Source organism: Novosphingobium sp. CECT 9465, assembly GCF_920987055.1.
Lineage (GTDB): Bacteria > Pseudomonadota > Alphaproteobacteria > Sphingomonadales > Sphingomonadaceae > Novosphingobium.
Window position 1 is genome coordinate 39,639 of record NZ_CAKLBX010000004.1, and the last position, 23,607, is coordinate 63,245.

Consider the following 23,607-nt stretch of genomic DNA (forward strand, 5'->3'; position numbering starts at 1 on the left):
GATATGTCCTGCCTGTCGGCACGTGTTCCGCCGTTCGGACCTCTCACCAGCGCGTTGCACATGTGGGCACGATCTGACGCAGGAATATACTGAAGCGATCACGTCGGACGGCAAGATCGGCGATGCCTATCTTGTCGGCAGGCTTGGTGATGGACCCCGTATCTCCCACGCGTTCCTCGACAGCCTGGCGTTCGCGGACGCCGCCGAGATCATGCAATGGGTGGGCTCGGTCGCACGCTGGGGCAGATCGATCATCAGCTGGCGCCGGCAGGAGCCGGCGGAACGTGCCCGCACCATGGCGGCGGGCTTTGCGGTCTGCGAGGACTTCCCCAACCAGTTCGAAAAGATGCTGGACGGGATGCTGGCGGCATGTCCGCTCAAGCGTCTGACGCCTGTGGGTGTCTATGGGCGTCTGCAATACTGGCTCGGCCTGTCCACCAATCCGACTCTCGACCCGATCCGGGAGGTCGTCAGGAATCATGTGGTGAAGAATGTGCCGATAACAGCAGGCACGATGTTGTTCCGCCAACCCGCAACAGAAGGCGATCTCACCACGCTAGGCGGTCTGGCGAAGCTCTGCGGCGTATCCGCTGAACGGGTCGCGACCGTAGCTGCGGCATTGAGGTTGATCGACTCGCTGCCGAGCAACGCCCGGGGTATGGTCGTGCCGAAATCCCTCGAGGAGCCGTTGACGGCCTTCTTCCGCGAGTCCTGTTCTCCCGAGGACGCACGGCGTTATCTCGGCGTCGGTCTCGGGCTGTTCAAGGCGCTCATAGCGCGACATTATCTTCCCCGCGCCTTCCCGCTTGGTGGAGCGTCGATCCCGGCGCAGTATCGTCTGGCAGATCTCGACCGCTTCCTTATGGCTTTGCACGGCGATGCGCCGTTCGTCACAGCGCCGCCGCCAGGCAGCGAGACGATCCTGCGGGCCGTGCGCATCTGTTATCGCTCTTCGGAGGCGATTATCGGCGGGCTGCTGCGTGGCCAGATCAGGGCTACGGGCCGCTTGCGCGGCGAACGGGGCTTTGCGCAGATACTGGTCGATACCGACGCAGTGATCACCGGCCTCGAATATGAGGACGATCCGATGTTCATGCTCATGGCGCAAGCTGCGCGGCACCTCGGCGTGACCATCCCGACGGTCGCAAAGCTCAAGCAAATGGGATGGCTGACAATCGACAGGAAACAGACACCCCTCAGGATCATGCCCGCCTTACGGCGAGCAGAGGTCGAAGCGTTCGGCGCGCGCTTCGTCAGCGCTGCCGAGTTGGCGCGCATCCCCGGCAAAGCTACGCATGCCGTGAGGGTTCATCAACATCTGCGGAGCGCCGGTCTGGTGCCGGCGATCGCTGGAAGCCGAAAGCTGCAGCCCTTCTATCACCGCGAGAGCGCCGAAAAAGTGATCCGCGGAGTCTACCGTGATCGGTTGCCCGAAACGACTGCAGCAATGTGAACGGATCTGCCGGCACGGATGAAGCGGCGCGGCTGCGGGCCCGGCTCAAGGCGCTGGATGACGAGCGGGCAGCGGTGATCGCAGCGCTGGACGCCGTCGCGACGCAACAATCGACCGAGCACCGAAAAGCTGATGCGATCTCCCTGTTCTCCGACGCTCCGGTGACCGCGACATCGCCGACAGATAAGAAGGTCGCGTTGTTCCGCAGGCTGTTCGCCGGTCGCGAGGATGTCTTCCCACTGCGCTGGGACAATCGCAAGACCGGGCGCGGTGGCTATGCACCCGCCTGCGGCAACGAATGGAAACGCGGACTCTGCGACAAGCCACAGGTCAAATGCGGCGAGTGCGCGCACCAGGCTTTCCTGCCCGTGACGAACGAGGTGATCGACAAGCATCTGCGCGGCGGCGCATCCTCGCGATCGGATGCCGGCGACTTCGTGGCAGGCGTTTACCCGCTGCTTTCCGATGAGAGTTGCCGGTTCCTCGCAGCCGACTTTGACAAGGCAAGCTGGGCCGAGGACGCGCTGGCCATGATGGAAACCTGCCGCCTGCGAGGGGTGCCTGCGGCACTTGAGCGATCCCGTTCCGGCAATGGCGGGCATGTCTGGATCTTCTTCGCCGACGCCGTGCCGGCACGAACCGCCCGCGCTCTTGGCGCATCGCTGTTGACTGACACGATGGAGCGACGTCCGGAGATCGGGTTCGGCTCCTATGATCGCTTCTTCCCGAGCCAGGACACCATGCCGCTCGGCGGGTTCGGCAATCTGATCGCGCTGCCGCTGCAGGGGCACGCCCGTCGGCGGGGAAACAGCCTGTTCGTGGATGAGCAGTTGCGCCCCTATCCCGATCAATGGGCGTTCCTGTCTTCGCTGTCGCAGCTGGATGCGCACGACGCCGCGCGCATGGTGGCCGACGCGGAAATGCGCGGGCGGGTGCTGGGTGTGCGGATGCCGGTGGAGGACGAGCATGCCGCCGAGCCCTGGCGGATGACACCGTCCCGGCGGCCGCCCTTGTTGCCTGTGGCCGAACCGCTGTCTGGGACACTCGATATCGTGCTGGGCGATCAGGTCTACATCGACCGGACTGGGTTGCCGGCGGCGCTAACCGCGCAGATCGTCAGGCTCGCGGCGTTCCAGAATCCCGAGTTCTATCGGGCGCAGGCGATGCGCCTGCCGACGTTCGGCAAGCCGAGGATCATCTCCTGCGCGGAGCTTCACCAGAAACATATCGGGCTGCCGCGAGGATGCCTCGACGAACTGGTCGCGCTTATCGCTGCTCATGGAAGCACTGTCAGGATCGACGACCAGCGAATGGCAGGGACTCCGCTCCCGGACGGTCTGTCGTTCCAGGGTGATCTCGAAGAACCCCAGCAAAAGGCGGTCGACGCGCTCGATCCGCATGATGATGGGGTGCTGGCCGCGACAACGGCGTTCGGCAAGACGGTGGTAGCCGCACACCTCATCGCAAAGCGGCAGGTCAATACACTCGTGCTCGTCCATCGCAAGGAACTGCTCAGCCAATGGGTCGAACGGCTGCGAACGTTCCTCAATATCGATCCGAAGCTGATCGGGACGATCGGCGGCGGCAAGCGGAAGCCTACAGGCGTGATCGACGTGGCGCTGATACAGAGCCTCGTAAGGCACGGCGAGGTCTCGGATCTGGTTGGCGATTATGGTCACCTCATCGTCGATGAGTGCCATCACCTGTCCGCGGCGAGCTTCGAGCTTGTGGCTCGGCGCGCCAAGGCCAGGTTCGTGCTCGGCCTGTCCGCAACGGTTGCGCGCAAGGATGGGCATCAGCCGATCATCTTCATGCAGTGCGGCCCGATCCGCTATCGGGTGGATGCGCGAACCCAGGCTGCCCGCCGCGGGATCGCCCATCGCACACGGCAACGACGCACGGCATTCCGGCTGCCGCAGCCGCTCGCGATCATGGACAGACCGCCGATGCCGGCGGTTTATGCCGCGCTGGCGCAGGACGTGGCCCGAAACGATCTTATCTTCGATGACGTGCTGCGTGCCTTGGAGGCGAAGCGGTCGCCGGTAATCCTGACAGAGCGCAAGGACCATCTCGAATATCTGCAGGGCCGGTTATCCCGGTTCGTGCGGAACCTCGTGGTGTTGCGGGGTGGAATGAGCGCGGCGGAACGCAAGGTAGCGGACGCCGCACTGCGTGTGCCTGACAGCGAGGAGCGGCTTATTCTCGCAACGGGCCGCTACATCGGCGAAGGGTTCGATGACGACCGTCTCGACACGCTGTTCCTGACCATGCCGATCTCCTGGAAAGGGACGCTCGCCCAGTATGTAGGGCGCCTGCATCGCCGGCACGCGGGGAAAACTGACGTGCTCGTCTATGACTATATCGACGATGCGGTCCCGATGCTCTCGCGCATGGCCGCCAAGCGCCAGGCCGGATATCGCGCGCTCGGCTACAGCATCGAGTAATCTGGGGGTGGAATCATTTATCGATTCTCGGAAGCCGCCGGCGAATCGAGAACCGATTCTGCGAATGAGATTAATGGTTCTCGACGGTCGCCGGACGCCGCCCGCAACCGTCAACGTCATATGCGCTTATCGATTCTCCACAGAGCAGCGCGGTGCTGTCGACGCCGATGCCGTAGGCCAGCACCACTGGTGGCGGCGGCGCCAGCGGCACGACCGGAACTGGCGCGCCGGTCATGGCGCCTCCTCCGGTTCTAGATAGGTGTCATAGGGCGCACCGGCAGACTCGATCCAGCTACCCTCCTCGTCGAGATTCTCGATCCGTGCGAGCAGCGCCGCCTTCAGCTGGCGCGCATCGACGTCGTGGCCCTTGTCGTCGTTCGAGACGAGGCTGAAGGCGAGCGTGTAGGCGTGGTTGTAGCGCGCCATGTCACGCGTCCTCCGCCGCGGCCTTGGGCGCGGCGGGAACCGCGCGGGGCGTGATCGTCACGTCGAGCCGGTCGCGATTGATGACGACGGTGACCGTCCGGTCCTCGGGGACGAGGAAATAATGCCCCGCCAGCTTGTCGCGAATGCGGTTCTCAAGCGCGGCATCGTCGCCTTCGAGCAGGCCGATGATTCGTTCGGCGGCATCGGCCTGGAAGCGCTCGAGCTGCGTATCGTAGCTGTCGGCATCGCTGTCGTCGCTGGCATAGAAGATCGCGCTTTCGAGGATGTCGGCGACGCCGAGCGCGGTGATTTCGCTGCCCCGGCGGACGAAGACGGACGTCTCGTCGACCGAGTTGCACGACCATTGGTCGGGTGCGAAGGCGACATCCGCGTCGGTCGATACCTCGATGAATGCGCCGGCGTGGCTCATCGTCGCCTCGAGCGTGATAGCCTCGACCCAACCGTTTTCCGCCTCGGCGGGGGCTTCGCGGCTGTCGGAGACGATGAAGGTGCGGTCGCCCTGGGTGACGCGGAACCGCATATCCTCGACACGGGCGAGGATATCGTACCAGCCATAGCCCTTGAACGCGTCCTGGGCCTCGACCAGCGGACCACCGAACGGATTATGCTTCGCGATCGCCGCCTGCGCGGGTTGGCCGATCAGCGCATCGAAGTCGGGCATCAGCACCATGCCGGTGTCGGTCACGCGTGCGCCGCTCTCGTAGTTGCGCGAGCTGTCGGCCGCATAGGCGGTCCATGCGAACAGATAGGGCTCGGCTTCGGGTAGTGCGATACCGAGCGAGCGCGCCTCGCGCCAGTCATGCGCCGACAGCCGGTGCGTCCCCGCGGCCTCGATCGCGCGGTAGATCGCGAGCCGGACCGCATCGCGCAGGGCGGCGATGCCGGTGTTCTCGACCACTTCCTTGCGCGCCGGGAGGACGAGCTGGATTTGCGGCGCGTCGAAGATGTCGACCCGCGCGATCCAGTGGCCGCCCCGGTCGACTTCCTGAACATACGGCAGGTCGCACGGGATGGTCAGCCCGTGGAAGTTGAGGCGTCCGTCGCGCGAGGAATAATGCGAGGGGTGTTTCTGGAACACGCCGATGCGCACGCCGTACCATTCCTCGACATGGACCGCGTCCTTCAGCCAGTCCTCCTGCGGAAGGACCGCGCCGTTCCAGGTCACGGGAACCGGATAATGTTTGGCGGCGCGGGCCACGTCGCGCTCGAGCGTCTTCAGCCACTCGTCGGGCACGCGCACGGTGATCGCGGTGCCGCGCATGATCGGATCGGGTTCGATCGCGATCGGGCGGCTCGTCTCCCACGCCGAGGCCGGGATATGCGCCATCCAGCCCTGGCGGTCGGGTTTCGAGAAGGAGCGGATGATGACGTCGCGGCCTGCGAGGCTGAACACGCCCATGCCGGCGGGATCTTCGGCGCGGCGCGTCTCGTCGGACCAGCCCGAGCGGCCGAGCGTGACGATGCTCACCGGATCGGCGATGCCGTGGCCGTCATCGGTGATGTGCAGGAAGTGCTCGGCGCCGGCGCCGTTCAGCGCGAGCGCGACGCCGGTCGCACCGGCGCGGCGCGCGTTCTGGAGGAGTTCGCAGATGACGTCGAACGCGGTATTGTTGAACAGGCGCGTGACCTTGGCGATCGTCTCGGGGGCGACCGCGGTCGCGATGGTGGCGGGAATCATGGGAGTGCGCTCCTGGAAAAGGGCTCAGGCGTCCGTCACGCCTTCCCTCCCCGCTCCCTCTCTCCTTCATCGGCGCATCGGGCCGAGCCCTGGTCAGCCTGCCTTGCCGTCGCGGAACGCGCCGACCACGGTGCCCGCGTCCCAGTGACCGCTGAGGATACCGCGACGCGGGACCGAGTTGATCGCATAGCGCCGCGCCGCGAGGAGGCGGGCACGCCGGGTGTCGCGGTCGATCGGCGCGCCGGTTGCGATATCGCGGGCGAGGCGAAGCGGCGTCATGGCTTTTCCTCATCGATTGTGCCGGGGATGGCAACATGGTCGGTGACGCCCGTTCCCGAAGGATCGAGCGCGATAATTTCGGCGAGCGTCCAGGGGGCTGCGCGGCGCGGGCGACGCGAGAAGCGAAGCTCGTGCTTTTCGGCATATTTGTGGACCGCTGGATATTTGCGGCCGATCGCTGCCGCAACATCAGGCAGCGCGACGCCGAAGTCGTGCGCGATGCGCAGCGCCCGGATCTCCTCTTCGGTCCATTTCCGGTGATAGCCGTGGACAAGGCCGAGGATGTTCGCGCGCGTGAACAGCGAAGCCTTGGTGCGACCCATCTTCGTCGCCAGGGCGTCCATCGGCATCGTGCCGTAAAGGTCGCGCAGCCTTTCCAGATCATTGTCGCTCCACACCGGCCCGCCCCGGAACCCGTCGCGGTTGGCATGTGTGCCGCGCAACCCGAGATAGTCGGCGCGCCAGCGGATAGAGCATTTCGTGCGGCCGAGCCTGGTCGTGAGCGGGGTCAGGCTTGCCCCGTCGGCATAGGCGCGGATGAGCAGTGTGTCTTCGTCAGGGGTCCAGTTGCGGCCCCATCCCCGGCCATAGCCGAGCTTGCGCAGGTGCGGCCCGAAGCCAGCCTTGGTCCTGCGCGGAAAGCCCTCTGTGGCGAGAATGTCGATGATCGCGATATAACGAAGCCCCTCCCCGGCCAGCGTCAGCGCCCGCGTCGCCTCGGCCTCGGTCCAGTCAGCGGGCTTGTTGGGATGGCGCAAACCGAGCGCGTTGGCACGGGTCGCGGTGCCGGACAGCGGGCGTCCGATCAGCGTGGCGATCTGTGCGATCGGGATCGCCTGCGCGTAGCCGGCGCGCAGCTGGGCATCCTCCCAGTCGCTCCATTTTGGAGGATTTCCTTCGGTCAGCCCGAGCACGCCCGCGCGGGCATAGACGCTGGTGCAGGCGCGGCCGAGATCTCCAGCGAGATCGGCCGTGGGGCGAAGGCCATATTCGCGGGTGAGCCATGCGTCTTCGTCGGTCGACCACGGACGCGACGAATTGCGGCGCAGGCCCAGTTTGGCGATCTTGTCGCGCACGCCGGCGCGGCCGCGACCGAGCGCGGCGACGATGTCGTCGATCGCAGCGTCGTCGCAGAACATGCGTTCGACCGTGGCGATCTCGTCGGGGGTCCAGGCATCGTGCCGGAACGGCATCTCGCGCAGGCGCCCGCACGGCTCGGGCAGCTTCGGACACGCGACCAGCTCGACGATATCGGGCGCGAGGTCGGTCACAGCGACACCACGGCGACGTCGCTCAGCCGCGCGCGCAGCCGTGCATGCAGGCGGGCGATGCGGTCGTCGCCCTTGGGCATGGTGTCGACCGCGGCGATCGCCGACAGGAGGTTGAGCGCGCGGTCGGTGCGCTCGGCGTCGAGCGACAGGTGCCGTGCGAGGTCGCGCGCGGTGCTGGCGTTGGGGGAGATGCGCTTCAGCGCGTCCATGATCGCGGCCGCGTCGGTCGCAGCGGGATCGAGCAGGAACGCGTCGAGCGCGCGCGTGCCCTTGAGGGCGATGGCGGGGCCGTGGTCCGCGACCTCGGCCAGGCCCGCGAGATCGAGCAGCTTCGCCGCCTCGTCGGCATCGACGGACGCGGCGGCACGCAGTTCCGGGGTCTTGCCGAGATGTTCGGTGATGGTGGGATCGATATGCGCCAGCACCGGGGTTGCCGACAGCGCCGGACCCATCGCGAAGAAATCGCCGGGGGCGAGGTTGCGCAGCAGGTCGGCGTCACGCGCGGGAAAGCCGAGCAGGTCGGCCGCGCGCGCGATGTCGCGGTCGAAGACGTTGAGCCCGACCAGCACGTTCTGCAGCTCGGACACGACCGAGGTGGAGAGCTTCGCGAGGCGCTGGGTGGCGATGACGGGGGCGAGACCGCGCTTGCGGCCGCGCGCGCACAGGTCGGTCAGGGTGGCGACGCCGAGCCGGCGGGCATCGGCATCGAGCGCGGAACCGGCGACATGCGGTGCGAGCAGATGGCCCTCGTCGATGCACACCAGCATGGTATGCGCCCAGTCCTCGCGCGGTGCGCCGACCAGGCCGGCAAAGAACGCGGCTGCCTTGATGATCCGCTGGTCGGGATCGAGGTCGGTGAGGTCGATGTGCATCGACAGCCGATGTCGCCGGCTGCGCGTCGCCGCGGCCGTCAGCCCGTCGGCGGTGAGTTCGACCGCGCGGATCGTGGTCGCGCCGATATGGCGGGCGAGGTTCTCGAATTCCCCCTCGGGGTCGACGATCGCAAGCGTCGTATAGTCGAACGCCTCCTCGATGATCCGGCGCAAGGTCCTGCTCTTGCCCGCCCCGGAGCTGCCCTGGATGAGCAGGCGTCCGGCAAGCAGGCGATCGAGGTCGAGGCTGAGCGTGCCGGTCGAATGATGGCCGAGCGGTACGCGATTGTCCGCGGCCTCGGGCGCGCGAATCGGGGTGACACAGGTCATGGCGTGGTCCTCCGGGTCAGGCGGCGTCGGCATCAGGGGGCGCCGGATCGTTGGCTGGGATGGCGGGAGCGTCGGGATCGGGAGCGGGCGCACCATCGAGCGTCCGCCATTCGAGCATGTCGTCGCTTTCGCGCTCGCAGTCCTGGCAGGTGGTGGAATCGTAGGTGCTGAGCAGCACCCAGGCCTGTTCGGGCTCATCCCAGGCCGCGACGGCGTCCTTGGTGACGTTGTCGCTGCCGCAGTCGTCGCACACCGGCTTGACCCGGGAGGCGGCAGGCGAGCACAAGCGATCCCCGGTGCAGATCGACCAGTCACCGTAGAATTTGCCGTCGTAGGGCAAGCAGTCGCCGGCGAGCTGAATGGCGTGTTCGCCGTAGCCGTCGTGGAAATGAATTTCCGAATTCGGGAAGAACTTTTCCAGGACCGCCTTCGCGCCGCGGATCTTCACCTCGCTGCCATAGGTGGTGTGGACATAGTCGAGCGGTCCGATCGCGGGGCCTTCGCAGCCCCAGTCTTCGACGTCCTCGTCGGGCGTGGCGCGGCCGTGGAACAGATAGAGATAGACGCTCATCGTGGCGGTCCTTTCAGGCGCTGGGGAGGAGGTGCGCGAGCGCGCTCGCGTCGACCTGTTTGGAGATCGGGGCGGTGCTTTCGACGCGGACCGCGTCGAGGCTCTCGAACGTCTCGGGCATCTGGCGGCGTTCGTAACGGTCCTTGTCGACGAGACCGTGGATCGGCGCGCCCTCGTGGCGCGCGAAGCCGAGCGCATCGACGCTGACGACACGGCGGAAGACGCAGCCGACCTTGCCCTCGGGCACCCAGTCCGCCCAGGAACCCGACGCCGAGACGCTCTCGTACTGGCCGATGATCACCTGATAGGCGGCGCGGCGGCGGACGACGTGGCTGTCGTGGATCGACACTTCCTCGCCGGTCAGCGCGGTCCAGCGGTCGGGATGCCAGCAGCGCACCGAACGGCGCGCGTTCTCGACCTGCAGGGCGATGCCCGGAATGGGCAGGCGGCGAAACTCGCTGCCGAAGGCGTAGAGCACCAGCGCGTAATCGACGTCTTCCTCATAGTAAGGATCGTCGCGGCGCAGCGCCTCGGGCATCGCGGCCTGGCGTTCGTCCGACAGGACATATCCGCCATGACTGGGTGTCGATACGCGCCAGATGCCGGGCAGGACCTGGTCAGCGCGGTCGGGTGCGTCCCAGGGTGTCGTCTCAGGGCGTGGGCTGGGCTGGAACCGGGTCATCTGTCGTCTCCCTCAATGGATTCGACAGATTCCCTCTCTCTCTCCTCCCCCTCGGCAGACCGGGATGATGGCGGCAGGCAGGGTCGTTCATGGTGCAGCCGTGACTGGCCGCACGGATCGCGCTCACGCGCAAAGTGTTCTCAGTCCTGATATTTCACGACAGGAGATCGATCATGGGTGAAGCAACCGACAAGCTGAAGGCGGCAGGCAACAAGCTGGCCGGCAACGTCAAGGAAAGCATCGGCAAGGCGACCGATAACGCCAGTCTCGAAGCCGAGGGCAAGGCGCAGAAGGTCAAGGGCGCCGGTCAGGACGTCAAGGGATCGGTCAAGGGCGCGCTCGGCGACGATATCTGACCCCCCCGACCTTCGATGACACGATCGGGCCGCTTCGGGCAACCGGGGCGGCCTTTTCCTTGCGCGCCGGGAATCCGGGATTTCGAGCGCCACCTTTGAAGATCGACTTGAGGCTGCGCGGGCGCTCGGCTAGCCGTGCCGCGACCACGGTCATCCAGATCGCATCGCACCCCGTGGACGGCCTCGCGCCGCGCGCCTGATTGCAGCGCAGATGCTTCAGCAGGCCGTTCGACAGCGATCGCCGTCCACCCGCGCTGCGCAGCGTGACATGGTCGAACGTCGGGTAATCGGGATGATGGCGGGCGAGGCGCCGCGGGCTCGGCAGGGGCATCCCGCATCCGGCGCACAGCGACGACTGCGCCCAGCGCAGGATCCGCCGCTGGTTTCTGGCTTGGGTGGTCGATGCCATGATGCGAGAATGGTGGCCCTGGATTAAATTCCTGCCAACGACGTCATCCGATGTGCAGCTGGTCAAGCACGGCGGTTTCGAGACTGTCGCCTTCGAGATCCTCGGCATGGATCGTCACGACGGGGGCGATCTCGCGAAGTTTCTCGACCTGGCGCAGCTTCAGCCCGAGCGCATCGGCGTCGTCGCCGGTGACGACCTCGAGCGCCGCCTCGATCACCTCGCCGGTGGTGAAATCACGCAGGTCGAGAAGGAGGTCTGGACGCATCTCGCCGATCGACGTCGCGATATCGAACAGGAGCCGCTTGAACCCGACGCCGATGCCGCGCCGGCGAAGCCGGTACTGGAGATCGAGCAGGCCGACGATCGTCTTGCGTTCGGCGAGATTGTGGATCGCGACGAAATTGGCGGGGCGCGCGATCGGCTGCGCATAGGCGCGCAGGCACGCATAGCCCTCGCGCGGGTTGTGCTCGCCGACGACGGCCAGGACCAGATACGGCGGTCCGATGTGGCGCTGGTGGACGCCGATGTGGCGGATGCGGTTCTTGACGATCAGCTCGCGCCCTTCGGCAAGCGTGATGGTCGAGCCGGAGACGTCGATCGCATACAGGAGGAGGAAGGCCTGCGGGGCGTGCTCGCTCGGCCATTTCTTCGCCGCCTCGCGCAGTTTCGCGAACACGACGCCGCGTTCATAGGGGTCGATATGGGTGTAGAGATGGCGCGCGAGCGGGATGCCCGGTGCGATCTGGACCCGCTCGGCCGCGGCGCGCATCGCCGCGAACTCGCTCGCCATCGATGTCGTGCGCGGCTCGCCGACCTCGAGTGGTTCGACGACGTTGACCTGCGCCATTTCCATCAACTGCCACAGCAGGCGCGCGAGGCGCGGGATCGCGACGCCGCGGGTGCGATCGTCGGGTTCGCTGTCATCAGGGAGCTGCGCCAGCTTCTCGGGGGCGAGCCGGTGCGCCGAGAACAGCCCGTCGGGCTCGTTGATCGTGCGCGGGGTGGTGGTCGCCTTCTCGCGGATGCGGGGCGGCGCCTGCTCCCGGAAGAACGGGCAGTCGACGTCATGTTCGGGGCGACGCTGGCGGATGCTGGTGAGCCGGCGCAGGTAATAGGTTTCGGCTTCGGAGAGATAGGCCGGCGAGAGTAGCGGCGGGTCCGTCCCCTCCCCCAGGCAGTCGCAGGCTATCCACTGGTGATGATCGCGTGCCTTGACCACCATGATGACCGAGGCGCGGTGATCGCTGTCCTCGCCTTCGCCTGTGTACCAGCGCACCAGCGCCTCGCGCACCACGTCGGGTACGGGCGAGCGCAGGGTAAGACCCCGGGTATCGCGTGGGACGAGCCACATGGTGGTGAAGCTACTCCATAATGCTTGCCTTGTCGCCTTTGTTCACGTTACGTTCAATGAACAAAGGAGCTGGCCATGAAGCGTTCGGAATTTATCGGAGAGTTCGACCTCGATGCGGTGCTCACCGAATTGTCGGTCGATCTGGATATTCGCGTTACCCGGCGCATGCTCGCGGGGGCGTGCATCGGCAGCAATCCGGAGGATGCGTATCTCTCGGCGCGCGAGTTGCGGGAATCGCTCGAATGGATCCACGAGGGCGAGAACGAGGGCAAGGTCAAGCTGACCACGATCCTCAGCACCGCGTGCGACGATTTCCAGCGGTGCCTCTATTATTGCGTCGCCGGCAAGGGCGTCGTGACCATGCTCGACGATCTCGTCTGGCTGGAGAAGCTGCTGGAGGCGCGCGGTCGCATCGCCGGGCACATCTATCGCAACAAGCTGCCGGTGAAGCCGCTGGTCAATCCGTATGTCGCGGCCGAGCCGGATGGTCCGTTGGGCCGCTTCGACCCCGCGTTCGCGATCGGCGCGTCCTGGTCGCATGACCCGGGACCCGATTACGATTCCGACGATCGTGGCCCCGGTCCGAAGCTCAAGGGCTGACGACAAAAAGAAAAGGCGGTTCGGCAAGGGAGCATGCCGGACCGCCTCTTCCAGGGGGGGATATCAGTAACGCGCCTCGCACGCGAGCCGTTCCCCGCGCCGCCAGCGCGCCGGATCGATGAATTCTCCCGCATAGGCGCCGCGGCCCGCTGATCGCGCCTGTTCGGCCGCAGCGACATAGCGCGCGGCGCGCTGCGGATCGCCGCGCAGATATTGCGTCGCCGGCACCGCCAGACCCTGCAGGATCAGTTGCTCGCCCAGGTCGTAGCCGTCGACCGTGACGATGGCGATCGGACGGCCGTAGCTGCTCGCGCCGGTCATGCGGATCGTGGCGACACTGCTCTTGAGGATACGCGAGGCGGAATCCTGCGCGAACTGGCCGCACGGATAGCAGGCACCGTCCTTCGAGCACATCTGCTTGCGCTCGAAGGCGTCGGCCCCCGACAGGCGGAAATCGACCGAGACCGTGTCGCCGTCGATCGCCCGCCCCTCGCCGGTGATCGTCGCCCCGTCGCGGCCTTGGGGTTCCCCTGCCCCGCAGGCGGCGAGCGCGGCGATGCCGAGGAGCAGGGCGCCCCTCATGCGTAGCGCAATTCGACTTCGACGTTCGGCCCGTCGACGATGACCGGGAGGACGCGGAAGGGTTGCAGCGGATCGCCGGTGCGCACGATCGAGACCTGGCGTGCGCCGGCATCGAACATCCGCATGGCGACGCGCTGGGCATGGGCTCGGCTGCAGAGCTGCGACCGCTTCGGGCTGGGTGTGACGGGCGGATACGGGGCGGACATGGCGATGATCCTGACGTGGGGGATGTCGGCGATCAACCGAACACCGTCTTGTGGACGCGAGTTTCGGGCTTGGGCGGCACGAGTGTCCACGCCCATTTGCGAAGGTTACCGATCCGATATTTCGGGTAGCTGTTGCCGGGGATCGCGAGCGAGATCTTGCGGCCGCGCTTGTGGACGATGAACTCGTCTCCCTCATAGCCGTCAACGAAGGTGACCTTGCTCGGCAAGCGGATGTGCATGCCGTGTTCGAGCGGGCGTACCGGGGTCGCGAGCCGCTCGAGGCAGCGTCGGCGCCAGTCGAGCGCACCGGGATCGTCGGTATCGCCGAGCAGCGAGAGGATGCGCTCGGGGCATTCGGCCTCGCAAGGCCCGGCGTGTTCGGTCATATCCTTGTAGGCGAACACGAATCCGTCCTTGGCCCGCGGATTCCAGCTGACCAGGCAGACGGCCGCGAAGGCGGGTTCGTCGGTGCCGTCGGTCGACGGCACCACGGCCGCGTACCAGACCTTGTTGCGCAGGCAGGAAGAGGCGATGACGCGCAGCGCCTTGCCCTTCCCGTCGGCATCGCGGTTGTCGTAGGTGAATTGCGCGTCGAGATAGGCTTTGGGGCCTGTGTGCGGGAACATCGACGACAGCGGCATGCTTAGCCAGCCCATGATGGCGGTCCTTTCGCGTGTGTGGACGGGTGATCGATCAGCCGAACAGGCTGACCGGCTCGGCGACCGGCGGTGTGAGCCGCAATTCCTTGCGCAGCCGCACGGCGAACCGCTCGGGCGCGAGCAGGTCGCGGATCGAGGCGTAGCAGTCGCGCTCCCCGAGGTGATCGTGACGACCGCTGACGCGGCGGTAGATGACCTCGCGGTCGGCCATGGTGCCGTGGAGCGATAGCTGCATCCACAGCTCCTCGCCGTGGAGGGTGATCTCGCCGGACCGGGAGGCGTGGCTGCGGTTCGAGCGAAGGTCGTAGTGCGCGGGGTCGAGCCCCAGCGTTTCGGCGAGCCGGCGCAGCGCCTTGCGTCCGTCGCTGTGGAAGCGATCCTTGGCGGCCGCATCGTGCGCGACGCCGCGCACCGCGAGCGTCAGCAGCGCCGGGTGCTGTCGCAGCTCGGCGATACGGTCCATGCAGCGCCGCTTGAGGAGCGCGTCTTCGGACTGCCGCGCGGTGACGCTTGCGAGATGGCGGGCGAGCAGGATGACCGCGGGATCGGTCTCGAAGGCGATGCCGGCGTTGCGGCAGTCGTCGATCGCGCGGGTGATGGCGTGAAGGCTTGCTCCAATCGTGACCAGCGCGCTCGGGTCGAGCGCCTGCTGGTGGCGGAAGGCGACATCGTAGGGCATGAGCGATCTCCCGAGCGCCTCACGCGCTCAGAAATTCGCTCCCCCTCCCCTTCACGATAACCAGTTACGTAATTGCTCCGGTATTTCAGGATCGATGTCCTCGCCCGGTTGCATAGGCCGCAGACCCTGCTCCGCATCGACCGCGGCCTGCAGATGACAGGCGGCAACGGTCGCTCCGTCGTCGGTCGCGTCATAAAGCGCGAGCGCCTGCCGCATTAGCGCGAGCCGTATATTATCGCTCATGCCAGTCTCCCACTACGGTCTGCCGCCATGATTGCGTTCGGGGCAAACGAAAGCAGGCCCATAATGGTTGTAACGGCCGTGCGCTCATCGCAGCCTCCATCGGCCGACAAGGTCGACCATTGCGTCACGATAGCCCCACGCATCGGGATAGATCGCAGGCTCCTGCGCGAGCCAGGCCATGACAATTAGCATGTCCTCGGAAATGATCGCGTCGCAGTTGCTGAGGTGGAGGATGGGGAAGTGGCCGTTGTCGTCACCATTCCACCACGCCAGCAGGAAGTCCGCGACGCGCGCGGCCTGCCCGGTATCGGACGAGGCGACATCCACGAGGCGGCCGATCGCGGCGCCGACCTCGTCGAAGGCGAGTGCGCGGATGAGGGGGCGGCGTTGCGGTTGCATGGTGCGTATCCTGTCCTATCGGGTGGAAGCTGTCATGCGATCAGGATGGGGCGTGCTTCCCGGCCTGGGCGATCATCACGGCGACCGCCTCGTCGAGCGCGGCGTCATCGCCGTTGACCATGCGCGCCGACGGGGTGAGGCGTTGCACGCCGGCGAACACGATGGCGGGTGTCCTGCCCTTGAGCCGATAGCAGAACACCTGGTCGCCCTCGATCGTCACCAGCTTCGTCCGGCATTGCCGGCGCAGCCGCTTCGCCTCCTCGATCCGGGTGATGAGCGCCGCCACCTCGAATTCGAGGCAGTGCGGCATGACGCTGTCGCCGAGCCGCGAGACGGGCCGGTTGGCGGCGAGCCAGGCATCGACCGCCTGTTCGGTGACGCTGCCGACGGCATGGTAATCGTCCGCGGCGCCATGACCGCGGTTCGAGGCGAGGAAGGCGCGCTGCCCATCGATCCAGATCTCGGCCGAGTAGCAGGTCGTTTCCTCGGACAAAGCGTCGACCACCTTCAGCTTGCGCAATTCGATGTGCATGGTGCGATCTCCAGGTCATGCTGCGAGGGCTTCGGGTTGGTCGATCCCGGGCGCGCCACCCGCGGCGGCGTTATGGAGCCAGGTCACCGCCTGCTCGGCTTTCGCCGCGGCCTTGATGATCGCGCTTGAATCGCCCTTCAGGATCTTCAGCCAATGATCGACGTAGCTGGCGTGGTTGTCGTGCAGCTCGCCGGGCAGATTGAGGTCGGCGCACACCAGACACTGGCCGATGCAGGCGACCAGCTCCTCGAACGCATAGGCGTTGTCGCCGAACTTCTTGCCGAACTCGCGGTTGAGGCGCTGCGGCGCGCCCGAATAATGGACATATTCGTGCGCGAGCGTGCTGGCGTAATGATCGTCCGAGCGAAACGCGCCGCGCTGCGGTAGCTGGATATAGTCGCCGATCGGCGAATAGAATGCCTGATCGCCGCCATGCCGCACGGTCGCCGGCAGGCCTCCGAAGAAGGCATCGATCGCGGCGCGGTGCCGGCTCTCGATGCGCGGTTCGGGCGGTGCGGGCACCGGATAATAATACGCCGGGAGACCGTCGATCTGATCGACGTTGAACACCGTGTACGAGCGCAGGAACCGGATATTCTTCGTCGCCGCCTCGCCGGTGACGCGGTCCGCCTCGGTTTTCGAGAAGGTCGAATAATAGACGCTGTGCGCGCCATGCTCGCCGCGCCGTACCTGTCCGCCCAACTCGGTCGCCTGTCGGTAGGTCATCCAGTTGCGGCCAGAGAACCCCTGGGCGTCGCCGATCGCCCAGAGATAGAGCGCGTTGATGCCGGTGTAGGGCGTGCCGCAATGCCGCAGCGGTCGCCCCCCTGCCCCGGTCAGTCCCCAGGGGCGCGACCAGGGCAGGACGCCGGCTTCAAGCTTGGCGATTATGAGGTTGGTGATCTCGGCCGCGACATCGCGGCGTGGCGCAGTCGATTTGCGGTGAAAGGTCATGGGAAAGCTCCCTCGATGCGCGGGCCACGCGTGACGGTCCGCGGGTAAAAAGAAGGCGGCCGCCCCGGTGAGGGACAGCCGCCAAGGTGTGCCCGGGAGACGAACGGGCCGGGGGTATCGGGGGGCTATTCGGCCGCGATCAGCGCCTCGTCGCTGTCGATCCCGGCATCGTCGGCACCGAGATCATCGGTGTCGCCGTAGTCGTCGTCGTCGAAGCCCTCATCGCCGGGCTCGTCGTCGATTGCCTCGTCGGCACCGGCGACCGACACGAGATCGAACCGCATCGCGTCGGGCACCCAGGCCAGCGCCGCGTCCTTGGTCTCCGCCTCGGTGATCGCTTCGCCGGCGAACAGCTTCTCGCAGCTGGTCGAGATCTCGCCCTTCTTCGAGGCCATGTAGCGGGCCGCGAGCGGCGCGCCCCCGACGTTGGTGAGCAGCGCCAGCAGCGTACCCTTCGACACGCGGTCGAAGAAGTTCGCCGAGGTAGGGCGCCACCATTTGGCGGGTTCGATCTCGAGGATCGAGGCGAGCCGCGCATGGAGCGGGTTGGTGGTGACCGAGCTGTAATCGGGCTTGGCCTCGAGCGAGGTCGCCACCACGACCGCGAGCCAGGCCGCCTTGGCGTCGTCGCTGAGCGCGCGGAACGCCTCGAACCGCTCGACCGGGTTCGACCCTTCCGTCCACGACGTGTCGAGACCCTCGCGGGCTTCGGCGATCGCGACCTGCGCCTGCGTGGCGGGCTGATCCTTGGGCATCTGCGGGTCCTGCGGACGCCCTGCCCGAACCGTCGTCCCGTAGCGGCCGTAGCCGTGGCTGGGGTCGGCGAGGCAGAACAGCATATAGTCGAGCGCGAGCCCCGGATCGCCGAGGATCGAGGCGGCGAGGATGTCGCGGCGCTGGACCGCCAGTTCGTCATGGAGCCGCGCGCTGAGCGGCTTGCCGCCAGGAGCGACCGCCTCGGGCGGCAGGTCGGCGGTGCGACGCGACGACGGCGACGACGGCAGCGGCCGATCGTCCCCGGGCAGGCGGATCGGCGTTTCGCTGTAATAGGTCGTGTCGAGCGTCATCTTGCCGTCGCGGCCGAGCGTCAGGAAGACGCCGACCTGGCCCTTGACCTCGTCGGTCAGCTCGGGCGCCTTGTCGTGGATCGCCTGATATTCCTCGCGCAGCCGATCCGATTCCGCATCGAGCGCGGCATAGGTGTCGTCATCGATACCCTCGTCCTCCATATCGCTCTCGATGACCTGCACGCGCTCCTCGATCTTGTCGCAGCGCGTCTGTTCCTCGTCCGTCAGCGGCGCTGCCGGCAGCGTCACGCGGTGGAGGTCGGACGTGATGCCGTAGAGGCTGGTCGTGGCGACGGGGCGCACCCATGCGACGCCCAGTTCCTCGCCGAGCCGCTTGGCCTCGGCCTCCATCAGCGAGGCAGCGAGCGTCTGCGCGAGTTCCGGGTCGGTCCAGCGGTCACCGTCCTCGCTGAACAGTTCGCGCTCGATGCGGCCGCCCGCGGCGACATAGGCATCGGCACCGACCAGGATCGCGATCGGATCCGTCGCCTTCATCGTGTCGTTGGCGATCGCGCGACGGATCTGGTCGGCGTTGACGTAGGACGAGTGACCATACTGCTCGAACACGCGCTCCTGCTTGGCCTTGTCGGCCGTCGAGCCGTAGGCCTTGGCCATCTCGTAGGAGATCTTGCCCGCGGCCAGGGCTTCGAAGATCGGTTCGGCAAGATCGGCGAGGCGCAGCCGTCCCTCGATGAAGCGGCGGGTCTGGCCAAACCGTTTGGCGACCGCGTCGACGTCACCGTCGGTCTTGAGGAAGTGCTGGAACGCGACGCATTCCTCGGCGACGGTCATCTGCTCGCGCTGGAAATTCTCGGTCAGCGACACCTCGCGCAGGTCCGCCTCGTCGCCGGTGATGATCTTGACCGGCACGTCATAGTCGGCGGCAACGATCTCGCCGGCTTCGGCCAGCATCATCGCACCGAGATAGCGGCGATCGCCGGCGATTATCTCGAACATGCCCTTCGGGCGGGCGGCGGTCACCAGCAGGTTCTGCATGATGCCGCGAGCGCGGATGCTGGCGGCCATCGCCTCGATATTCTTGGGCGGGGTGGTGCGCACGTTCTTCTCGGAACGCTTCAGCTTCGCGAGTTTGACGGTCTGGGTCATCTATCGTCTCCATGAGCGGGAAAGTGTCCGGTGCACGGGTGTTTCCCCCGACCCGGACACCCCCCCCGCTCCTTCTCCCCTCTCGTTTCCCGCTTGGGCGGGAGGGCGACTGGGGCTCGCCGACAAGCGGCTACCTTGCTGCTAGCTGGCTGTTATCGTGCCGGTCAGGCCATCAGCTTTGCGAGAACCGCATCGGCCGTCTCGACGGGGATGAAGACGCGCGTCTTGTAGGCGATGATCTCTGTGAAGCAGCCGATCGACTTGAGCCACGCGAGCTGGTCGGCCGGTGCGCCGCTGATCTCGATGCGCGGCTTGGCGTTGACGCGTACGCGCTTCACCTCGCACACGAACGGTCGCCGGATCGTGACCGTCCCGCCCTCCATCGCGGCGCGCGCGACCTCGGCCGGGCTGAGCACGTCGTTGCTGTCGAGGCCCATCTTCGAGAACAGCGCCGGCACGTCGCCCGGGAACACCATGCGCCCGAGCCAGGAGCGACCCTCGGCATCGACCACGCGGTTGACCACGAGATGGTCGCTCGGCAGCGCCGACCAGATCGGCAGCAGAAGGCCGGTCGCGAGCCGGATCGTCTCGACGTCGAGCTTGCCGCGGATCTCGTCGACCTCGGCCGACCATTCCGCCTCGAACCGTGCGCGGCTGCATTCCTCCCAGGCCGTCTCGTAGAGATCGTCGAGTGCGAGATATTCGTGCCGGGTCGGACGCATCAGTTCGATGCGCGACACCGCCACCCCGTCCTCGGTCAGCCAGGAGCGCGCGTTGGTGCGCAGCGCGACCTTGCCCGACTTGCCGTTGCGCACGAACACGGCGGTCTGGTCGGTATCGGCGATGCGCAGCACGCGCTCGAGCGACATGGGGTTGCGGCGCCGGGTCACCTCGATCGTCAGCAGGTGCGAGGTCGCCTTGCTGACCGGGTCGGTGCGCAGGATCGTATCGTCGAGCACGGTCGCGGTCTCGACCGTCATCGTCTCGACGCCGACATCGAGTGTCCCCGCCTCGCGCGCGGCCGCGACCCGTGCCTCGACCAGCGCCAGGAATTCGTCAAAGATGCAGTTCTGGAGCCCGATCGGCAGCGCCAGCAACCGGTTGAGCCAGCGCTGGATGGGCGGGAGATCCTCCTTCAACACGCCGTCGGTATCGAGCAGTTCCAGGCCGGTGCGATGCTGGAAATCGGTGAGGTTGGTGCTGGTCAGCTTCCCCGCGACGAGCAGGTGATACCAGCTGATGAGCGCCGCCTTGGCGTAGTCGCTTTCGAGATTATCGGCCGGGTCGAACAGATTCTGCCCCCCGGTCTGGCGCTGGCCGCGCGTCAGAGCGCCGAGGCTGTCTAGACGCCGCGCGATGGTCGAGGTGAACCTGAGTTCGCCCTTGCAGTCGGTCGTGACGGGCCGGAACAGGGGCGAGCAGGCCTGATGCGTGCGGTGGGTACGTCCCAGGCCCTGGATCGCGCGATCGGCCCTCCAGCCCGGCTCCAGGAGCAGATGCGCGCGTTGCTGCTGGTTCTTCGCATCGAGGCTGGCATGATAAGACCGCCCGGTCCCGCCGGCGTCGGAGAAGACCAGGATGCGCTTGGTGCCTTCCATGAAGGCGGCGGAATCGGCCTGCGTGGCGCGGGCCGAGCGCGATTCGAGCTTCTGCCCTCCCCCGCTCACCGTGATGAGGCGCTTGGTGCGCCCCGTCACCTCGGCGACCATCTCGGTGCCGAACCGGGTGATGATGGCATCGAGCACGGCCGCGATCGGCGGCAGCGCGCAAAGCTGCTCGACCAGATTGTCGCGCTCGGCTTCGGCTTCGGGGTTGGTGACCGGGTGGCCGCTCTCGTCGAACAGCGGTCGCGAGCGCACCTCGCCGGTGTCATCGCGGAAGAAGGTCATCTGCTGGACCGGGAATGCCCGCGTCAGATAGTCGATCACGGCCTCGCGCGGGGAGAGATCGATGTCGAGGTCGGCGCGCTCGTCGGGCGACAGTTCGCCCAGGCGGCGGTCGAGGATCGCCTCGGCGGTGCTGACCAGCTGCAGCACGACCGACTGATCGGCCGCCAGATGCTGTTCGATCGCCGCGATGACGGTCGGGAGCTTCGCTGACAGGAGGAGCGCCCCGAAGAACCGCTGCTTGCAGCTTTCGAACCGCGAGCGCGCCGCGGCCTTCGCGCCCGAGTTGAGCGTCTTGCCCTCGTTGCCGTCGACGACGCCGGTGAGTTCGAGCGCCTTTTCAAGGCCGCGATGGATGATCGCCCAGGCATCGGCATAGGTGTCGTACACCGCGATCTGTTCAGGCGTCAGCTCGTGGCGGAGGATGTCATATTCGACCCCGGCGAAGCTCAGCGCGCGCGCGGTGTAGAGGCCGGTCGCCTTGAGATCGCGCGCGACCAGTTCCATCGCCGCGATCCCGCCCTGCCGGATCTGGGTGATGAACGCCTCGCGGTTGGCGAAGGCGGTCTCCGGCCCCCACAGGCCGAGCCGCACGGCATAGGCGAGGTTGTTCACCTCCGACGCGCCGGTCGCCGAGGCGTAGAGCACGCGGGCGTCGGGCAGGTGGTTCTGCAGGAGAACGCCGGCGATGCCCTGCTGCGAGCCCTTCTTGGTGCCCATCGACCCTTCGCCACCCGCGACGCCGCCCATCTCATGCGCCTCGTCGAACGCGATGACGCCGTCGAAGTCGGCACCGGCCCAGGCGATGATTTGATCGAGCCGGGTGGCGTCGCCGCGGTTGGAGCGCAGCGTCGGATAGGTCACGAACAGGACGCCCTCGTCCATCGTGACGGGCTCGTCGATCTTCCAGCGCGAGAGCGGCTGCACATCGGCCGCGAGACCGCCGAGCGCGGTCCAGTCGCGGATCGCGTCGGTATGGAGCGCCTCGTTCTTGCTGATCCAGATGTTCTTGCGACGACCCGCCAGCCAGTTGTCGAGGATGACGGCCGCGACCTGCCGCCCCTTCCCTGCCCCGGTGCCGTCGCCCAGGAAATAGCCCTTGCGGTACGCGCGTCCGTCGTCGGAGAGCACCAGCCCCACGCCCTCCTTGTCTGGCTTGCTCAGGCCCGGGATATACTGGGTCCAGGCATGGCCGGCGTAAACGACGGTCTCGAGCTGCGAGGAGGACAGGAGGCGTTCGGTGACGGTGCGTTCGGGCAGCGACGGAACATGGACGGGGATCGGCGCGGGGATCGAGCCCATCGCGATCGATTCCACCAGCGCGGTCGGATGCTCGCCGGCAGCGTCGAACACGATACGGCTCGGCCGATAGGGCAGATAGACGCCGGACTGCTCGGCGAGTGGCGCCGGCGTCTCGAGTACCTGGTAGCCGACCGGGAGAACCTCGTTCCTGGCGAGAGCGCGGAAGATGCGCGGGGTGGCAGCGGGCTTCGATCTCACGCTGCGCAGGAGGGACAGCCCCCCGCCCCGCTTGACCGGCGCCGGAGTGGCGGCCTCCGGGATCAGATCCTGCCGGGGCGGGATGACCAGCGCCTCGACCAGGTCGCTTACGGCGCCGCGCTGGAGCGTGACCGTCGTGGTATCACCCACCGTCTTGTCGATGACATAGAGTCGCACCGCGACTCCGGTGCCGTGCTTGCCATAGGCATGGGTCAGCCGGATCGAGGTGCGCAGCGCGACGCTCGCCAGCGTCGTCGACCAGATCGTGCCCATGCGCGCGGAGTTGAAGAACCAGTCGGGCATGATCGCGACGACGCGCCCGCCAGGCCGCACACGCTTGATCGCCGCCTGCAGGTGGCGGACCGCAGCGAGCGCGTCGGCACCGCGGCCGAGCGAGCGCGAGAAGGGCGGGTTCATCAGGATGAGGCTGGGGCGCTCCGCGGATGCCATGACGCTGGCGATCTGCGCGCCGTCGTGGCCGGTAACGCTGGCTTTCGGGAAGGTGGCCGACAGCCGCTCGCGGCGCGCGGGATCGATCTCGTTGAGCTGGAGCGCCGCGATCGGCGGGAGGCCCGCTACCAGGAGACCGTTGCCGGCGCTCGGTTCGAGTACGATGTCATCCGCGCGTGCGTTCGCGAGCATGACCGTGATCGTGGCGAGATCGAGCGGGGTCGAGAATTGCTGCCAGTCGATCTGCTCCTCGCTGCGCACGGTCTGGGTAGGAAGGCGCGCCATAAGCCCGATCGCGGCGTCGACCGCCGGCGTGGTGCCTGCTGCGCATACCGCCAGCGCGGTCGCATGCTCCAGCACCTCGAAGCTCTCGCGCTGGGTCCAGCGACCATCGGCGTCGGTGCCGCCATAGGCGCGGATCATCGCGTCGTTGAGCATCGCTCGGGTGATCTTCGCGTCGCCGGCGATCGCGGGGAGCAGCAGGCGGGCGGCAGCGGTGGCATGGTCGGCGCGCGCGGGCGCAGGGTCGAACAGGTCGGTCATGGGGGTCTCCGGGTCTGTGGCTGCTCGTGCAGCTCACGACCCCGACCCCCCTTCCCT

The 23,607-nt window shown here is 66.9% G+C and carries 24 protein-coding genes; 4 read left to right on the top strand and 20 right to left on the bottom strand.

The window, feature by feature from the left end:
- The first annotated feature begins 22 nt into the window (after nucleotides 1-22).
- Together LUA85_RS20895 and LUA85_RS20900 are read left to right on the top strand one after the other, a co-directional pair.
- Nucleotides 23-1,453, top strand: coding sequence for a hypothetical protein (locus LUA85_RS20895; protein ID WP_231472240.1), 1,431 nt, complete (start codon nucleotides 23-25; stop codon nucleotides 1,451-1,453).
- On the top strand, nucleotides 1,450-3,897 hold the full coding sequence (locus LUA85_RS20900; RefSeq protein WP_231472241.1) for a DEAD/DEAH box helicase family protein: 2,448 nt from the start codon (nucleotides 1,450-1,452) through the stop codon (nucleotides 3,895-3,897). The genes LUA85_RS20895 and LUA85_RS20900 overlap by 4 nt, the downstream gene beginning before the upstream one ends.
- Nucleotides 3,898-3,967: 70 nt before the next feature.
- Here LUA85_RS20900 and LUA85_RS20905 read toward each other — a convergent pair whose 3' ends face one another.
- The 8 genes from LUA85_RS20905 to LUA85_RS20940 form a co-directional block, all read right to left on the bottom strand.
- Nucleotides 3,968-4,132: a hypothetical protein gene (locus LUA85_RS20905; protein ID WP_231472242.1), complete on the bottom strand. Its 165-nt coding sequence runs from the start codon at nucleotides 4,130-4,132 to the stop codon at nucleotides 3,968-3,970.
- Complete coding sequence (locus tag LUA85_RS20910) at nucleotides 4,129-4,323, bottom strand: hypothetical protein (RefSeq protein ID WP_062126497.1); 195 nt, start codon at nucleotides 4,321-4,323, stop codon at nucleotides 4,129-4,131. The genes LUA85_RS20905 and LUA85_RS20910 overlap by 4 nt, the downstream gene beginning before the upstream one ends.
- A 1-nt stretch (nucleotide 4,324) precedes the next feature.
- Nucleotides 4,325-6,022 (bottom strand): ATP-binding protein, encoded by a 1,698-nt coding sequence (locus LUA85_RS20915; protein WP_062126492.1) that lies wholly within the window; start codon nucleotides 6,020-6,022, stop codon nucleotides 4,325-4,327.
- Nucleotides 6,023-6,115: 93 nt separating this feature from the next.
- Nucleotides 6,116-6,301, bottom strand: a complete 186-nt coding sequence (locus LUA85_RS20920) for a hypothetical protein (RefSeq protein ID WP_024310655.1) — start codon at nucleotides 6,299-6,301, stop codon at nucleotides 6,116-6,118.
- Nucleotides 6,298-7,572, bottom strand: a complete 1,275-nt coding sequence (locus LUA85_RS20925) for a hypothetical protein (RefSeq protein WP_024310654.1) — start codon at nucleotides 7,570-7,572, stop codon at nucleotides 6,298-6,300. The genes LUA85_RS20920 and LUA85_RS20925 overlap by 4 nt, the downstream gene beginning before the upstream one ends.
- Nucleotides 7,569-8,774 carry a helicase HerA domain-containing protein gene (locus tag LUA85_RS20930; protein ID WP_010408937.1) on the bottom strand — a complete coding sequence of 402 codons (1,206 nt, stop codon included), beginning with the start codon at nucleotides 8,772-8,774 and terminating at the stop codon, nucleotides 7,569-7,571. Before LUA85_RS20930 ends, LUA85_RS20925 begins: the two co-directional genes overlap by 4 nt.
- A 16-nt stretch (nucleotides 8,775-8,790) precedes the next feature.
- The gene (locus LUA85_RS20935) at nucleotides 8,791-9,345 is read right to left on the bottom strand and encodes a hypothetical protein (protein WP_062126489.1); all 555 of its coding nucleotides are present in this window, start codon (nucleotides 9,343-9,345) and stop codon (nucleotides 8,791-8,793) included.
- 13 nt (nucleotides 9,346-9,358) lie between these two features.
- Nucleotides 9,359-10,027 carry a hypothetical protein gene (locus LUA85_RS20940; protein ID WP_035386547.1) on the bottom strand — a complete coding sequence of 223 codons (669 nt, stop codon included), beginning with the start codon at nucleotides 10,025-10,027 and terminating at the stop codon, nucleotides 9,359-9,361.
- A 173-nt stretch (nucleotides 10,028-10,200) separates the two neighbouring features.
- Between LUA85_RS20940 and LUA85_RS20945 the strand changes: the two genes are divergently transcribed.
- Nucleotides 10,201-10,383, top strand: a complete 183-nt coding sequence (locus LUA85_RS20945) for a CsbD family protein (RefSeq protein ID WP_016510257.1) — start codon at nucleotides 10,201-10,203, stop codon at nucleotides 10,381-10,383.
- Here the strand turns inward: LUA85_RS20945 and LUA85_RS20950 are convergent.
- Together LUA85_RS20950 and LUA85_RS20955 are read right to left on the bottom strand one after the other, a co-directional pair.
- Nucleotides 10,355-10,792 carry an HNH endonuclease gene (locus LUA85_RS20950; protein ID WP_062126486.1) on the bottom strand — a complete coding sequence of 146 codons (438 nt, stop codon included), beginning with the start codon at nucleotides 10,790-10,792 and terminating at the stop codon, nucleotides 10,355-10,357. The genes LUA85_RS20945 and LUA85_RS20950 overlap by 29 nt on opposite strands.
- Before the next feature lie 43 nt (nucleotides 10,793-10,835).
- Complete coding sequence (locus LUA85_RS20955; RefSeq protein WP_062126483.1) at nucleotides 10,836-12,143, bottom strand: hypothetical protein; 1,308 nt, start codon at nucleotides 12,141-12,143, stop codon at nucleotides 10,836-10,838.
- Nucleotides 12,144-12,218: 75 nt separating this feature from the next.
- Here LUA85_RS20955 and LUA85_RS20960 point away from each other — a divergent pair, with 75 nt between their 5' ends.
- Complete coding sequence (locus LUA85_RS20960) at nucleotides 12,219-12,743, top strand: hypothetical protein (RefSeq protein ID WP_016510268.1); 525 nt, start codon at nucleotides 12,219-12,221, stop codon at nucleotides 12,741-12,743.
- 63 nt (nucleotides 12,744-12,806) lie between these two features.
- Here LUA85_RS20960 and LUA85_RS20965 read toward each other — a convergent pair whose 3' ends face one another.
- The 10 genes from LUA85_RS20965 to LUA85_RS21010 form a co-directional block, all read right to left on the bottom strand.
- Complete coding sequence (locus LUA85_RS20965; protein ID WP_113668078.1) at nucleotides 12,807-13,325, bottom strand: thermonuclease family protein; 519 nt, start codon at nucleotides 13,323-13,325, stop codon at nucleotides 12,807-12,809.
- Nucleotides 13,322-13,567, bottom strand: a complete 246-nt coding sequence (locus LUA85_RS20970; RefSeq protein ID WP_079247040.1) for a hypothetical protein — start codon at nucleotides 13,565-13,567, stop codon at nucleotides 13,322-13,324. The genes LUA85_RS20965 and LUA85_RS20970 overlap by 4 nt, the downstream gene beginning before the upstream one ends.
- The gene (locus tag LUA85_RS20975) at nucleotides 13,564-14,187 is read right to left on the bottom strand and encodes a hypothetical protein (protein WP_010408917.1); all 624 of its coding nucleotides are present in this window, start codon (nucleotides 14,185-14,187) and stop codon (nucleotides 13,564-13,566) included. Before LUA85_RS20975 ends, LUA85_RS20970 begins: the two co-directional genes overlap by 4 nt.
- Nucleotides 14,188-14,224: 37 nt before the next feature.
- Nucleotides 14,225-14,869 carry a hypothetical protein gene (locus LUA85_RS20980; RefSeq protein ID WP_010408914.1) on the bottom strand — a complete coding sequence of 215 codons (645 nt, stop codon included), beginning with the start codon at nucleotides 14,867-14,869 and terminating at the stop codon, nucleotides 14,225-14,227.
- 51 nt (nucleotides 14,870-14,920) lie between these two features.
- Nucleotides 14,921-15,112, bottom strand: coding sequence for a hypothetical protein (locus LUA85_RS20985; RefSeq protein WP_024310640.1), 192 nt, complete (start codon nucleotides 15,110-15,112; stop codon nucleotides 14,921-14,923).
- A gap of 84 nt (nucleotides 15,113-15,196) precedes the next feature.
- On the bottom strand, nucleotides 15,197-15,511 hold the full coding sequence (locus tag LUA85_RS20990; protein ID WP_010408907.1) for a hypothetical protein: 315 nt from the start codon (nucleotides 15,509-15,511) through the stop codon (nucleotides 15,197-15,199).
- A 40-nt stretch (nucleotides 15,512-15,551) separates the two neighbouring features.
- Entirely contained in the window at nucleotides 15,552-16,043 is a 492-nt protein-coding gene (locus LUA85_RS20995; RefSeq protein ID WP_016510938.1) for a hypothetical protein, read from the bottom strand.
- A 15-nt stretch (nucleotides 16,044-16,058) separates the two neighbouring features.
- Nucleotides 16,059-16,997 (bottom strand): ArdC family protein, encoded by a 939-nt coding sequence (locus LUA85_RS21000; protein WP_062126480.1) that lies wholly within the window; start codon nucleotides 16,995-16,997, stop codon nucleotides 16,059-16,061.
- A 125-nt stretch (nucleotides 16,998-17,122) separates the two neighbouring features.
- Complete coding sequence (locus LUA85_RS21005; protein ID WP_037447387.1) at nucleotides 17,123-19,171, bottom strand: ParB/RepB/Spo0J family partition protein; 2,049 nt, start codon at nucleotides 19,169-19,171, stop codon at nucleotides 17,123-17,125.
- A 164-nt stretch (nucleotides 19,172-19,335) separates the two neighbouring features.
- Complete coding sequence (locus LUA85_RS21010) at nucleotides 19,336-23,550, bottom strand: strawberry notch-like NTP hydrolase domain-containing protein (RefSeq protein WP_113668067.1); 4,215 nt, start codon at nucleotides 23,548-23,550, stop codon at nucleotides 19,336-19,338.
- Nucleotides 23,551-23,607: the final 57 nt, after the last annotated feature.